Genomic DNA, 13,925 nt, shown 5'->3' on the forward strand with positions numbered 1-13,925 from the left:
ACCCGACGGCGTCACTCCCCCAGGCGCCCGCCGGCCGCCCGGCGGATAACATGGTGAAGAGTTTCTCCATCGGGGCGCGCGGCTGCACGCGGATCGTGCAGCCGGGGACCGCCAGCGCTCCGACCCAGGACCCGGTGCGCAGCATCACCCGATCCGGGTCGGCGGTGGCGACGACGGTGATCTTGTCCGACGCGGCTTCGAGCAGTGCGGTCCGGGCAGCCGGCTGCAACCGGATCGGCGCGCTCTGGCTGTGCTCCTGCAGGACGATCTGGTTCATGGGACGGCCGTGGCGGCTGGCGGCGGCTCCTCCCCGGCAGCGGCGCGGGCGCCGGGTCCGTGGCGTTCGAGCACGCTCTGCCAGGTGAAGGTCCGCAGCACGTCCTCCCGCCCGTAGAACTGGTCCTCGATGAAGGGGTAGATGCTGTAGGTCCAGATCCGTTGCAGCGCAGCGTCGTTCAGCCCTTCGGCCATGAAATGGCTGTGCCCGATCTGCAGGTGCGGTCCGCGCAACGCACGCCGCAGCTCGTCGTTGACCCGGTCGACGATGCCGGCCACCCAGACCGGCCCGTCGTGTGCCTCGAGCCAGCGGCGCAGCAGGCCCTCCATCGGTCCCTCGTGCGGCATGAACGGCACGAAGTGGAACCGGCGGCGCAGCGCCGCGTCGACCAGGGCGATGGACCGGTCGGCGGTGTTCATCGTGCCGATGAAGTAGAGGTTGGGCGGCAGCTCGAAACCCTCGTCCGGCCGGTATGACGTCATGACCGACTGGGAGCGGTATTCGAGCAGGTAGAGCAGTTCGCCGAAGACGCGGGGCAGATTGGCCCGGTTGATCTCGTCGATCAGCATGATGTGCGGCGTCGTGGGATCGGCCTCCGCGGCCTCGGCCAGCATCGCCAGCGGACCCTTGCGCAGCTCGTAGACCATCTGCCCGTCCGCATCCAGCCGCGGCCGGAAGCCCTCGAAGAAGTCTTCGTAGGAGGTCGAGGGGTGGAACTGCACGACCTGGCGCTTGGTGGAGTCCGGTTGGAGGGCGGCCGCCAGCCGCTGCGCGAGGTAGGTCTTGCCGGTGCCGGGTGGGCCGTAGAAGATCAGTTGCTTCTTGTCCTCCAGCAGCCCGTGGATCTCGCGCAGGAAGTCCTCGTCGACGAGCAGCTCGGCCGCCGCCTCCGCGATCAGGTCACGCTCCGGGTCGGCGACGGACTCGCCCTTGTGCAGTAGCCAGAGCGCGAATTGCACCTGGCCCCAAGGGTCTCCCGGCAGCAGCGGCTCCAGACGGGCACGCAGCCGGTCATTGATGACGACGTGCAGCCGGGCCCGGTTCGGGGAGTCGATCGCGGGCAGCTGCACACCCACGGCACGCCCCACGGCGATCTTGCCGTCGGCGCCACCGAGGGAGTGGATCGGCAGGTACCGGCCCGGGTGGGCGACCGCCATGAGCTTCATCACCACCGCCTCGCCGAGGCCGGGTGCCGGCATACCGTCGCCGAGGATGTGTTCGATCCGGGCGACGTCGTCGCCGTCGCCCCACAGCAGTTCCTTCAGCGACCGGGCGAAGTTGTCCAGGCCGGCCGCGTCCATGGTGGACAGGCTCGCCTGCAGCACCGAATGGGCGCCTGGGTGTCCGTAGCCCCGGCCGTTCAGCAACCGCCGGAACGCCGCTAGGTCGAAGGCCTCGAGCCCGGACGGCTCGAGCGCCTGCGCGAGCGCACGGCGTTGTTCCTGGTGCCACTTGTCCCGTTCACCGGGGTAGGGCCGTTCGGCCACGAAGCGTTCCAGCTGGGCGAGCAGGTCCAGGTCGACCGGGCCGGTGGGCGTCGGCTCCTTGCCGGACATGACCTCCACCAGCGGCGCCAGTCGTCGTACGGTGTCGACGATCTCGGTGGCGAAGTCGGCCCGGCCGAGCGACTCCGGGTGCGGCCACCAGCGGCCGACATACACCTCTCCGCCGGGGTATTCGCGGTCCACCGGCTCGACCCGGTCGGGGCTGCTGGTGGTGCGCAGGTGGAAGAAGCGCATGCCCTCCGGCAGGTGCTGCTGGACGACGCCGCCGATCTCCTCGTGCCGGGCACCGGAGCCGGGGCCGTCCCAGCCGGAGTGCAGTCCGACGGCGACGCCGGACCGGGTGATCCAGAGCCGGAAGCCGGGAGCGCCGGTGCCGCCGGGCAGCGCCCAGGTCGCGTGCGCGTCCACCCGGTAGGGCGCGTCCTTGGACTGCCCGGTGCGGGTCTGCAGATTGGTCTCCTGCAGTCGCAGCCCGGTGGCCTGCCGCAGTGGGTTGTGCAGCGACCGCACGGTCAGGGTGGCGACCCCGCGCAACTGCAGCGCCAGACCGGCGGCACGCGCCTCGGAGTCGGCGTCGGGATAGCCCAGCCCCGGTTTGTACCCCGCGATGATCCCGGCGGCCTCCTCGCAGATGTCCGGCAGCGTGCTGCCCAGCCCGATGAAGGACTGTTTGCTGCCGAGGTAGCCGATCAGCCGCTCGGCCAACTCCGGGTCGTCCGGTTCGAAGCTGCGGCACAGGTCCGCGAAGGCGAGGTAGCGCTCGGAGTGGCTCAGGTGACGGCCCATCCAGCCGAGGGTCTGGAACGGGTCGGAACCGCCCGGCCACAGCGTCGGCCAGTCGCTGCCCTCGTCGGTCGACCAGAAGATCGACAGCACCGTGGGCACCCGTGAGCCGTCCAGCTTGCCGTCGGTGTATTCCTCCAGTGCCCGGATCCGCAGGGCTGCCTCGTCGTCGTCGCGCGGCGTCTGCGTGGTCTCCACCAGCAGGTCGGCCAGGTCCCGCTCGTAGCCGCCGGCGGTGTTGCGCAGCTGGCCCAGCCAGGTCGGCAGGCTGGAGGCGTGCTGGGCGAAGGGACCGGGACGGCGCGACCAGACCGCGAAGCCCTCGACGAAGGCGTGCAGGTCACGGCCGACGGCCAGTGTCCGCAGCAGCTCCCGGGCTTCGGCGACGCGCACCTCGCGCAGCGAATCCACCTGGTGCCACAGTGTTTGGGCCGCGGGGTCGTTGTTGGCGGCCACCTTGATCAGCTCGTATGTCGCCCGCCACCGGCGCAGGTCCCGCTGCCGGCCGGGACTGGGCGTGGTGGAGCGCTGGGCGCGCTTGACCTCGAAGCCCAGTGCGGTCAGATGACGGCTGACCTCGTCGGCCGACGGCAACGACACGGGCGTCAGCGGCCCGAACTCGGCGCGTGCGAAACCGTGCGCGGCCGCCGCGATCGCGGGGGCGTCATAGACGGCGCCGGCCTCGTGCAGGACGTGCTCCACGTCCGGCTCGAATCCGTATGCCGCCAGGAACGACTCCCGTCCCTGGGACTGCCATTCCTGGAGTGCGGCGAGTACGTCGTCTCGGGTGATGTCGGCGAGGGCCACGGTGGTTGACAGCTCCGGAGTCGGTTGAGGGAAGGGACCGAACGTCCAGATTACGGGATGGGCCGTCGCGCCCGGCGCGCTGTGCGCAACTCCCGTATGGCGACCGCACGGCGTAGCCGCGGATGCCACTAGCCTCGAGGTCGTGGGCATCCAAGAGATCATGGAAAGCACCGACGTCGAGCAGTTCCGGGCCCGCGGCTCGGTGAAGTGGTCGGTGACCGAGGGCGATCAGCTCGGGGCGTTCATCGCCGAGTCGGACCTGCCGCTCGCGCCCGTCGTGCGGGACGCCATCGCCGGCGCGGTCGACCGGGGACTGACCGGTTACCTGCCCACCCCGGTGAGCGAGGAGACCGCCGCCGCGTGCGGGGCCTTCCAGCAGCGGCGCTTCGGCTGGTCGGTCGATCCCGCACACGTGCAGTTGCTGCCCGACGTGCTCGGGGCGTTCGCGTTCACCCTGGGGCACCTGGTGGAGCCGGGCACTCCGGTGGTGTTGCCGACCCCGGCATACATGCCCTTCCTCGAACTTCCCGGCGCCGTCGGCACCGAGTTGCGCACGGTGCCGATGGACCTGGTCGGCGGCCGCTTCGTGCTGGACACGGAGCGGCTCGCGGCGGCCCTGGACGGTGGCGGACTGCTGGTGCTGATCAATCCGCACAACCCCACCGGCCAGGTGGCGACCCGTGAGGAGCTGCTGCAGATCGCGGATGTCGTCGAACGCACCGGCTCGACGGTCTTCTCCGACGAGATCCATTCTCCGCTGGTCTATTCCGGCAACCACCACCTTCCCTACGCATCGCTGGACGAGCGCACCGCGGACCACACCGTCACCGCGGTGTCGGCATCGAAGGGCTGGAACCTGCCGGGCCTGGCATGCGCGCAGCTGATCATGACCTCGGCCGAGCACCGGCGCCGCTGGGCGGCATCGCCGTTCGTCGTGCGGCACGGCACCTCACCGCTGGGGGCGGTGGCGGCGACGGCGGCATACGGCCCGGACGGAGTGGCGCACCTGGACGGCCTCGTCGATTACCTGCAGCGCGGCCGTGATCTGTTCGCCGGCCGTATGGCGGACGCGCCCTCGATCGGGTACACGCCTCCGGCGGCGACCTACATCCACTGGCTGGACCTGCGCGGCGCGGGCATCGCACCGGCCGAGGTGGGCCGCCGCACCGGCGTGCTGGGCACCGACGGGACCGCCTGCGGCACTGCAGGATTCCTGCGTTTGACTCTCGCGACGTCGCACGCGGTGATCGGCGAGATCGCCGACCGCATCGCGGGGTCTAGCCGATGACGCGCAGCTGGATGGTTTCGGGCATCTCGCGCAGCTCGGCGATCGCGGCGTCGGGCAACTGCGCGACATCGGTGACCACGTAGCCGTTCTCGCCGCGGGTGTTCAGCAGCTGGCCCTCGATGTTGACGCCGTGTCCGGCGAGGATGCTGTTGACCTTGGCCAGCACGCCCGGCGTGTTGCGGTGCAGGTGGGTGATCCGCCGGCCGCCGCCGGGGCGACCCTCCAGGGTCAGCGAGGGGAGGTTGACGCTCAGGGTGGTGGTGCCGCGGTCGATGTAGTCGCGCAGCTTGCTGGCCACGAAACGGCCGATGTCCTCCTGCGCTTCCTCGGTGGACCCGCCGATGTGCGGGGTGAGGATGACATTGGGGATGCCCTGCAACGGGGAGGAGAAGGACTCGCCGCGCTTCTTCGGCTCGGTCGGGAAGACGTCGACGGCGGCACCCGCGATGTGGCCGGACAGGAGGTTCTCGCGCAGTGCGTCGTAGTCCACGACGAAGCCGCGCGAGAGGTTGAGGAACAGCGACCGCGGCCGCATCGTGGCGAACTGGTCGGCGCCGAAGAACCCGGCGTTGCCGGAGCGGCCGTCGACGTGCAGGGTCACCACCTCGGCGGTCTCCAGCAGCTCGTCGAGGCTGTCGCACCGGTGCGCGTTGCCCATCGCCAGCTTGTCGTCGGTGTCGTAGAAGTAGACCTGCAGGCCCAGCATCTCGGCGACCACCGACAGCTGCGAACCGATGTTGCCGTAGCCGACGATGCCCAGCTTGCGGCCGCGGATCTCGTGCGAACCCTTGGCGTTCTTGTCCCAGACGCCGGCGTGCAGCGAGCCGTCCTTCTCGGTGAGGCGGCGCGCCATCGCGATGATCTCGGCGATCGCCAGCTCCACGACGCTGCGCGTGTTGGAGAAGGGGGCGTTGAAAGTGGCGATGCCGCGCGCGGCGGCCTCGTCCAGCGCGATCTGGTTGGTGCCGATGCAGAACGCGCCGATCGCGGTCAGCCCCGTCGCTTTCTCCAGGACGGTGGGCGTGATCTCGGTCTTGGAGCGCAGTCCCACGATGTCGACGCCTTGCAGCGCCTCGATCAGTTCGGACTCGTCGAGGGCCCCGGTGCGGGTCTCTACCTCGAACCCCGCTTCACGCAGGATCGACTCGGCGTACGGGTGGATGCTTTCCAGGAGCAGCGCCTTCACAAGGCGCAGTCTCCCACTGGCCGGGTCGGCGACTCACGGCACGTCCGGCATTCGGGCGTGGTGCCCGCATGCCGGACGTGCCGTGAGTCGGTGTATCAGCTGCAGCCGCTGGTCGAGCCGCAGCCCTCGCAGACGTAGCAGGAGCCGGCGGGGCGCATCTTGGTCCCGCAGGTCATGCACATCGGTGCGTCGGCGGCCTTGCCCTGGAAACGCTCCAGCAACTCCGCGGAGGAGTGGATCTCACCGGAGACGGCGCGGGCGTCGGCGGCCCCGGACCCGGACCGGTAGTCGGCCTCAGCGGCGTCAGCGTTCGAGCCGGACGTGGCCTCCGGTGCGGAGTCCTCGCGGCGCGTGGTCGCGCCGACGGACTGGGAGTAGGACTCCAACTCGTCGGTGACGTCCTCCTCCGAGGCGTCCTCCACGGCGGCGTAGGAGCCGGTCTCCAGCTGGCGGGCGCGTTCCTCGGCGGTGTGGATGCCCATGAACGACCGGGTCTCGAAGTCCAGGTGGTCCAGCGCCAGCCGGCGGAAGACGTAGTCCATGATCGACTGGGCCATCCGGACGTCCGGGTCATCGGTCATGCCGGCCGGGTCGAACCGCAGGTTGGTGAACTTCTCGACATACGTCTCGAGCGGAACGCCGTACTGCAGGCCGACCGAGATGGCGATCGAGAAGGCGTCCATCATCCCGGCCAGGGTCGAACCCTGCTTGCCGAGTTTCAGGAACAGCTCGCCGAGCTTGCCGTCCTCGTAGGTGCCGGCGGTGAGGTAGCCCTCGGCGCCCGCGACCGCGAACGAGGTCGTCTCGCTCTTGCGACGCTTGGGCAGCCGGCGACGGACCGGGCGGTATTCGACGACCTTCTCCGGCTCCGCCTCCGCGGCCTTGGCCGACTTCTTGCCGTCGGACAGCGGCTGACCGACCTTGCAGTTGTCGCGGTAGACCGCCAGCGCCTTCAGGCCGAGCTTCCAGCCCTCCAGGTGCACCTCGGCGATGTCCTCCACGGTGGCCGTCTCGGGCAGATTGACGGTCTTGGAGATCGCGCCGGACAGGAACGGCTGCGTCGCGGCCATCATCCGCACGTGGCCCATCGGAGCGATGGCGCGCTCACCCATCGCGCAGTCGAAGACCTCGTAGTGCTCGGGCTTGAGGCCGGGCGCGTCGATGACGTGACCGTGCTCGGCGATGTGCTCGACGATCGCTTCGATCTGCTCGGTCTGGTAACCCAGCTTCTTCAGCGCCCGCGGGATCGTCTGGTTGACGATCTGCATGGAGCCGCCGCCGACCAGCTTCTTGAACTTGACCAGCGAGAAGTCCGGCTCGATGCCCGTCGTGTCGCAGTCCATCATGAAGCCGATGGTGCCGGTCGGTGCGAGCACCGAGGCCTGGGCGTTGCGGTAGCCGTGCTGCGCACCCAGCTCGACGACGTCGGCCCACGCCTTGGTCGCATAACGGTGGACCTCCGAGTCCATCGCGTCGAGGGTGCGGACCGCGTCGTTGGCAGCCTGGTGCTTGCGCATGACCCGCTGGTGCGCCTCGGCGTTGCGGGCGTAGCCGTGGTAGGGACCGACGATCGCAGCGAGCTCGGCGGAGCGCTTGTACGACGCGCCGGTGAGCAGCGAGGTGATCGCCGCCGCGAGCGACCGGCCGCCCTCGGAGTCGTACCCGTGGCCGGTCGCCATCAGCAGCGCGCCGAGGTTGGCGTAGCCGATGCCCAGCTGGCGGTAGTCACGCGTCGTCTGACCGATTGACTCGGTCGGGAAGTCGGCGAAGCAGATCGAGATGTCCATCGCGGTGATGACCAACTCGGCGACCTTCTGGAAAGTGGCGGCGTCGAAGGTGTCGTCCTCACGCAGGAACTTCAGCAGGTTGAGGCTCGCCAGGTTGCAGGAGCTGTTGTCCAGCGACATGTATTCGGAGCACGGGTTGGACGCCGTGATGCGGCCGGTCTCCGGGTTGGTGTGCCAGGCGTTGATGGTGTCGTCGTACTGCAGGCCCGGGTCGGCGCACTCCCAGGCGGCCTTGTTGATCTTGTCGAAGAGGCTGCGCGCGTCGATCTCCTCGATGACCTCACCGGTATTGCGGGCGCGCAGCCCGAACGAGGTGCCCTCCTCGACCGCGCGCATGAACTCGTCGGTGACCCTGACCGAGTTGTTGGCGTTCTGGTATTGGACCGAGGTGATGTCCTTGCCGCCGAGATCCATGTCGAAACCGGCGTCACGCAGCGCGCGGATCTTGTCCTCCTCGCGCGCCTTGGTCTCGACGAACTCCTCGATGTCGGGGTGGTCGACGTCCAGCACGACCATCTTCGCCGCGCGACGGGTGGCGCCGCCGGACTTGATGGTGCCTGCGGACGCGTCCCCACCGCGCATGAACGACACCGGCCCGGAGGCGGTGCCACCGGAGGACAGCAGCTCCTTGGAGGAGCGGATGCGGGAGAGGTTGAGGCCGGCACCGGAGCCCCCCTTGAAGATGAAGCCCTCTTCCTTGTACCAGTTGAGGATCGAGTCCATGGAGTCGTCGACCGAGAGGATGAAGCACGCTGACACCTGTTGCGGCGACTTGGTGCCCACGTTGAACCAGACCGGGGAGTTGAAGCTGAACACCTGGTGCAGCAGGGACCAGGTCAGCTCGTGCTCGAAGATCTCGGCGTCGTCGTCGGTCGCGAAGTAGCCGTGTTCCTTGCCGGCGCGCACATAGGTGAGCACGACCCGGTCGATGAGCTGCTTGAGGCTGCTCTCCCGCTGTGGCGTGCCGACCGCGCCACGGAAGTATTTGGTGGTGACGATGGTGGAGGCGTTGAGCGACCAGCTGTCGGGGAACTCCACACCGCGCTGCTCGAAGATCGTCTCGCCGGTCTTCCAGTTCTGCTGGACGACATCGCGCCGCTCCCAGGTGACCTCGTCATAGGGGTGCACCCCGGGCGTGGTGAAGATGCGCTCGACGGTCAGGCTCTTGCGCGCGCCGCTGCCGCGTCGCGCCTTCGAGCCCGCGTCTGCCGTGTCGGTCATGTCCAACTTCCTTTCCCGCCCGAAGGCGGTCGACTGTGCTGCGGGATGTGTTGTTGCCGTGTGGTGGTGTTGCCGTGGTGCTGCGGACTGACGTGGAACGTGCCTCAGTCGCCGGCGGGTTCGCGGCCCACGGCGTGATCGGGCTCCACGCCCGTCGCCGGACGTTCGGCACGCAGCAGCGCGATAGCGGCCTCGAAGTCCTCGAGGTCGTCGAAGGCCTGGTAGACCGAGGCGAAACGCAGATAGGCGACCTCGTCCAGGCTGCGCAGCGGGCCGAGGATCGCCAGACCCACGTCGTGCGCGTCGATCTCGGCCGCCCCCTGGGCGCGGATCGACTCCTCGACCTCCTGCGCGAGCAGCGCGAGTTGGTCCTCGCTGACCGGGCGGCCCTGGCATGCCTTGCGCACACCGACCAAAACCTTCTGGCGGCTGAACGGCTCGCTGGCACCCGAGCGCTTGACGACGGTGAGGCTCGCAGTCTCGGTCGTCGAGAAGCGCTTACCGCAGTCGGGACACTGCCGGCGACGCTTGATGCAGGTGCCGTCCTCGCTCGTGCGACTGTCGACGACGCGACTGTCGTCATGACGGCAGAACGGACAATGCACGGTCGACTCCTCTCCCGGGAACGCCGCCCACGATGCGCCGCCACGGACCCGCACCCTGTGGACGAAGCTGTGGGTGAACGGTGGACGATCTGGGGACAACGCGCTCTGGCATGTGGACTAGATGTGGACGAATCCCATCGGTGTAACTACTAGATATAGGGATCTTAGGCCGGTCCCACCACAAGTGCAAGAGCCGTCCGCCATGCCGCGAAACGCCCTGGTCAGCCGCCTGGAACCCGCGCGTCACGCCCCTCACCGGGGCGGCGCACGGACACCGCTGCAATCCCTCAGCGCGGCAACCGCAGCTGCTGTCCGGCCACCACCTGCAGGCCGTTGAGGTCGTTGGCCAGGGCCACCTTGGTGACCGCGTCGGCGACCGGCATCGACGGGTAGGCGCGGTGCGCCACCTCGGACAGCGTCTCGCCGTCGTGGACGGTGACGGTGTGCGTCACCGGCGCGGAGGTGGTGGCCCAGGCGCGGGCCGCCGCTCCCCCGCCCACCAGCATGACCACAGCGACGAGCGCCACCAGCAACCGGCGACCGCGGGCCGTCAACCGCAGCCCGCTTGCGCCATCCGCCGCGTCGACACGGACGCCGACCCGCTCGCCACCGCCGCTGGCCGCCGGGCCGGTCGGAACCACCCGCAGGTGCCGACGACGCCCACGGCCCTCGGGGACCTCGGGGGCCTCGGGGGCTCGATCGGCCGGCGGGTCGACCATGACGTCCCACGGTGCCACTGCACTCATCTCTTCCTCCTGAAACCTCGGCGCGACCGGATGCGCACCGTCCCTGCGACGGACCTGGCCCGAACAAGCGTGCGATCGGACACCTGTCGGATGTATAGCACGGACGTTCGACATCGTCGAGACACGCGTCGTACAGATGTTTGGAAACTGTGTCCGAAACCCATACGCTGTTTTCACGAAGCCAAGGCAAGCACCGAGCACCGACAGCCGGCGCCGATCCAGCTCCACATCCAGCACCCACTCACCGCACGGACCACGGTCCGCACGGACGCTCGCCGGCCGCTTCGAGCGAACTGTTCGCCGAGGAGGAGATGACAGCGATGGCACAGGTGCACGAACTTCCCGATCGCGCCGGAGAGAGCCTGACCACCAGGCAGCGCAAGGTGCTGCAGGTGATCCGCAATTCCGTGGACCGGCGCGGCTACCCGCCGAGCCTGCGCGAGATCGGGGACGCGGTCGGCCTGACCAGTCCCAGCTCGGTGGCGCACCAATTGACGATGTTGGAGCGCAAGGGTTACCTGCGCCGCGACCCCAACCGCCCCCGAGCCATGGAGGTCATCGACCCGGACGGCACCGACACCCGCGGCTACCGCGGCGGCTCGAGCGTACGCAGCGCCGAGGAGTCGGGCGTCGACGAGACCGGGCTGGGCGACGCACGACCCGAGGCGTCATACATCCCCGTCGTGGGGCGGATCGCTGCCGGCGGTCCGATCCTCGCCGAGGAGGTCGTGGAAGACGTCTTCCCGCTGCCCAAGCAGATCGTGGGCGAAGGTGACCTCTTCCTGTTGAAGGTCGTCGGCGACTCGATGGTCGATGCGGCGATCTGCGACGGCGACTGGGTCGTGGTGCGCCAGCAGCCCACGGCGACCAACGGCGACATCGTAGCGGCGATGCTCGACAACGAGGCGACGGTCAAGACGTTCAAGCGCACCCGGGGCAAGGTATGGCTGATGCCGCACAACGACGCCTACGACCCGATCGACGGTGACGATGCGACGATCCTGGGCAAGGTCACCGCGGTACTGCGCCGGGTCTAGACCACCCCACCACGTTTCTCCCCCGCTGCGTTCCTCCGCATACGTCGCGGCGGCCCCCGATCTTCGTGTGAGGGTCGGGCGTGGATCGGAACAGCTCAGCCGGTCAGCGCGGCGGCGAGCGCCGTCAACGTCTCACCCAGCGGCGCATCGACGCGCACCGACACCTCCTCGTCGGTCGCGCGCGTCCAGCCATGGGTGACCACGGCGACCGGGATGTGCTCCCGGACGGCGCGGCGGATGAATCGATAGCCCGACATCACGGCCAGGGACGAGCCGAGCACCAGGACCGCACGCGCCGCGTGGACCTGCGCGAAGCAATGCTCCACCAGAGGCTTGGGCACGGATTCGCCGAACATCACCACGTCGGGTTTCAGCAGGTCCGAACCGCAGACGACGCAATGCACCAGTCGGAATCCGCCGATCAGTGACTCGGCGATCGCCACGTCCCCATCGGGTCGCAACGGACCGTCCGCCGACCGGTCGAAGTCGGGGTTGGCCAACTGCAGCCAGGCGTCGACCGTCGAGCGTTCGTAGCGTTCGCCGCAGTGCATGCAGACCACGTGCGTCAGGCTGCCGTGCAACTCGACCACGTTCCGGGCACCGGCCGCCTGGTGCAGTCCGTCCACGTTCTGGGTGATCACCGGACCGACCAATCCGGCGTGTTGCAGCGCGGCCACGGCACGATGGCCGTCGTTGGGCTCGGCCGCCGCGAAACGCGGCCAGCCGACATACGAACGGGCCCAGTAACGCCGCCGCGCGGCGGGGCTGGCGAGCAGTTCCTGAGCCGTCATCGGCTGGAAACGGCGCTTGCCGTCAGCGCCCCGGTAATCGGGGATCCCCGAGTCGGTGGACAGCCCCGCGCCGGTCAGCGCCAGCACCCCACCGCCGGCGACCAACTCGGCCAGGGCTGTCAGGTCGGTTGTCAGATCGCGGGCCACCACAACGGCAAAGCTCTCACATCGGTTCAACTACCCGCGATCGCGGCACTCGTGGCAGCGGTGGTGGCAGCGATCAGGGCAGCGTTCGTGGCCGCCTGTGCACTCTTGATCGCCGCCGCCGCCGCGCCCGCGGTCCAGTCCTGCTCGCCCACCGCCTTGGCACGTCTGGTCAGCTCCCGCCCTGAGACGCCGAACTGCCGGGCGTCATACACCTTGGTCACCGCGTCGGCGGCGCCGAGGAGTGCGACCGTGGACCCGGTGTGCAGATCCGGCCGGGCGGTGCCGGCGAGGACGCGTCCGGCGGCGTCCAGCAGGGTCGCGCGAGCAGCCAGGTCGACGACCGGATGCTTCTCGGGGCGCAGGAACCCTCCCGGCTGGTGCCGGACCGCGCCGTCGGCGACCAGCCGGTGGTAGACGCGGTCGGCCATCCCCTTGGCCAGCGCGGGCAGCGCGCGTTCCGGTTTCTTGCCCGCCTTCTGCACGAACACGGCCAGCGCGTGATCGAGCAGGGGGTCGCCGCCGGGCCGGCCATCGATGACCACGAGCCGGCCGCCCTGCACCGCAACCCGCTCGTATGCCGCCAGCTCGCACAGCACCGCCCCGGAGAGTGCCAGATCGAGTGGAGCGTGTCCGGCCAGCCGGCCACCCTCGGGGCTGGTCGCCATGAGCAGAAGTTCCGCACAGATCAGCATTCACCGACAGTACGTCGCACACGCTCGCCACAGATCCATCCGCGGACGGACAAACTCCGTCGCAAGGATTAGCAATCACGGAAAATTCGTCCCTGTGGATAACCCGCTGTTATCCTCGTGATCATGATCGATGCGGCGGGACTCAGGGTCATCAAGGCCATCAGCGACCACGGCAGCTTCACCGCCGCGGCCGCCTCGCTGGGCTATTCACAGCCGGCCATCTCGCAGATGGTCCGTCGCCTCGAGGACCGCACCGGCACCGTCCTGGTCGAGCGGCTGGGTCGCAGTGTGCGGCTCACCGAGGCGGGCCAGGTACTGGCGCGGCACGCCAGCCCGGTGCTGGCAGCACTGGATGCTGCCGAGTCGGAGGTGGCGGCGATCGCGGGCCTGCGGGCGGGCCGCGTGCGGTTGATGGCCTTTCCCTCCTCCTCCTCGACGCTGGTGCCGCGAGCGCTGGCGCTGGTCAAGCAACGGTTCCCCGACGTGCAGGTGAGTTTCACCGAGGCCGAGCCGCCCGAATCCCTGGCCGCGCTCCGCTCCGGGGAGTGCGACGTGGCGGTGGCGTTCGCCTATGAGGGCACCGACCTGGCACGCGGCGAGGAGGACATCGACTCCTTCGTCACCCGCAAACTGCTCGACGACGAGGTGCGGCTCGCGCTGCCGCTGGACCACCCGAAGGCGAAGTCCCGGAAGGTCAAGCTCGCCGACCTGGCGAGTGAGCCCTGGATCGCCGGCTGCCCGCGCTGTCGTGGCCACCTGTTGTCATTGGCCGAGCGGGCCGGATTCAATCCCGACGTCGCGTTCGAAACCGAGGATTACGTCGCCGTGCTCGGGCTGGTCTCCGAGGGCCTCGGGGTCGCGCTGGTGCCGGACCTGATCCGCCGCTCCGCCGGCAATCCGGGTGTCGTCACGGTGCCGATGGATCCGGCGTCACGCCGGGCGGTGTATGCCGTCACCACGCCGGACCTGCAACGCGTGCCTGCGGTGTCGGCCACCCTGGACGCCCTGTGCGAGGCAGCGCGGTCCAAGAACGTCTGCTCCTGAGCACCGGGT

At 69.3% G+C, this 13,925-nt stretch carries 10 protein-coding genes and 1 pseudogene; 3 read left to right on the forward strand and 8 right to left on the reverse strand.

Annotation, left to right across the window (positions count from 1 at the left end):
- Window positions 1–277, reverse strand: a pseudogene (locus ACTHL4_RS07140) (McrC family protein); the annotation flags it as partial.
- Window positions 274–3,372 (reverse strand): AAA family ATPase, encoded by a 3,099-nt coding sequence (locus tag ACTHL4_RS07145; protein WP_440282052.1) that lies wholly within the window; start codon window positions 3,370–3,372, stop codon window positions 274–276. The pseudogene ACTHL4_RS07140 and the gene ACTHL4_RS07145, both read right to left, overlap by 4 nt.
- Before the next feature lie 142 nt (window positions 3,373–3,514).
- On the opposite strand from ACTHL4_RS07145, the gene ACTHL4_RS07150 reads away from it, so the two are divergent.
- Window positions 3,515–4,660, forward strand: a complete 1,146-nt coding sequence (locus ACTHL4_RS07150; RefSeq protein WP_440282053.1) for a MalY/PatB family protein — start codon at window positions 3,515–3,517, stop codon at window positions 4,658–4,660.
- Here the strand turns inward: ACTHL4_RS07150 and serA are convergent.
- The 4 genes from serA to ACTHL4_RS07170 form a co-directional block, all read right to left on the reverse strand.
- Window positions 4,650–5,846, reverse strand: coding sequence for a phosphoglycerate dehydrogenase (serA, locus tag ACTHL4_RS07155; RefSeq protein ID WP_440282054.1), 1,197 nt, complete (start codon window positions 5,844–5,846; stop codon window positions 4,650–4,652). The genes ACTHL4_RS07150 and serA overlap by 11 nt on opposite strands.
- Before the next feature lie 95 nt (window positions 5,847–5,941).
- Window positions 5,942–8,854: a vitamin B12-dependent ribonucleotide reductase gene (locus tag ACTHL4_RS07160; RefSeq protein ID WP_440282055.1), complete on the reverse strand. Its 2,913-nt coding sequence runs from the start codon at window positions 8,852–8,854 to the stop codon at window positions 5,942–5,944.
- 104 nt (window positions 8,855–8,958) lie between these two features.
- Window positions 8,959–9,459, reverse strand: a complete 501-nt coding sequence (nrdR, locus tag ACTHL4_RS07165) for a transcriptional regulator NrdR (protein WP_440282056.1) — start codon at window positions 9,457–9,459, stop codon at window positions 8,959–8,961.
- A gap of 287 nt (window positions 9,460–9,746) precedes the next feature.
- Window positions 9,747–10,205 (reverse strand): hypothetical protein, encoded by a 459-nt coding sequence (locus ACTHL4_RS07170; protein WP_440282057.1) that lies wholly within the window; start codon window positions 10,203–10,205, stop codon window positions 9,747–9,749.
- A gap of 320 nt (window positions 10,206–10,525) precedes the next feature.
- Here ACTHL4_RS07170 and lexA point away from each other — a divergent pair, with 320 nt between their 5' ends.
- Window positions 10,526–11,242 carry a transcriptional repressor LexA gene (gene lexA / locus ACTHL4_RS07175; RefSeq protein ID WP_440282087.1) on the forward strand — a complete coding sequence of 239 codons (717 nt, stop codon included), beginning with the start codon at window positions 10,526–10,528 and terminating at the stop codon, window positions 11,240–11,242.
- Window positions 11,243–11,337: 95 nt separating this feature from the next.
- Here lexA and ACTHL4_RS07180 read toward each other — a convergent pair whose 3' ends face one another.
- Both ACTHL4_RS07180 and ACTHL4_RS07185 read right to left on the reverse strand, forming a co-directional pair.
- A complete protein-coding gene (locus ACTHL4_RS07180; RefSeq protein WP_440282058.1) occupies window positions 11,338–12,183 on the reverse strand; it encodes an NAD-dependent protein deacetylase in 846 nt (281 codons plus the stop codon).
- Between the two features lie 23 nt (window positions 12,184–12,206).
- Window positions 12,207–12,872, reverse strand: a complete 666-nt coding sequence (locus tag ACTHL4_RS07185; RefSeq protein WP_440282059.1) for a GOLPH3/VPS74 family protein — start codon at window positions 12,870–12,872, stop codon at window positions 12,207–12,209.
- 123 nt (window positions 12,873–12,995) lie between these two features.
- Between ACTHL4_RS07185 and ACTHL4_RS07190 the strand changes: the two genes are divergently transcribed.
- Window positions 12,996–13,916: a LysR family transcriptional regulator gene (locus tag ACTHL4_RS07190; protein ID WP_440282060.1), complete on the forward strand. Its 921-nt coding sequence runs from the start codon at window positions 12,996–12,998 to the stop codon at window positions 13,914–13,916.
- Window positions 13,917–13,925: the final 9 nt, after the last annotated feature.

Origin of the sequence: Flexivirga sp., assembly GCF_051955415.1 — a bacterium.
GTDB lineage: Bacteria > Actinomycetota > Actinomycetes > Actinomycetales > Dermatophilaceae > Flexivirga.

Bases quoted from the DNA above. Each gene is read 5' to 3' on its own strand.
- ACTHL4_RS07185 (WP_440282059.1), bottom strand. From the start codon at position 12,872: ATGCTGATCTGTGCGGAACTTCTGCTCATGGCGACCAGCCCCGAGGGT.
- ACTHL4_RS07160 (WP_440282055.1), bottom strand. From the start codon at position 8,854: ATGACCGACACGGCAGACGCGGGCTCGAAGGCGCGACGCGGCAGCGGC.
- ACTHL4_RS07170 (WP_440282057.1), bottom strand. From the start codon at position 10,205: ATGAGTGCAGTGGCACCGTGGGACGTCATGGTCGACCCGCCGGCCGAT.
- ACTHL4_RS07190 (WP_440282060.1), top strand. From the start codon at position 12,996: ATGATCGATGCGGCGGGACTCAGGGTCATCAAGGCCATCAGCGACCAC.
- lexA (WP_440282087.1), top strand. From the start codon at position 10,526: ATGGCACAGGTGCACGAACTTCCCGATCGCGCCGGAGAGAGCCTGACC.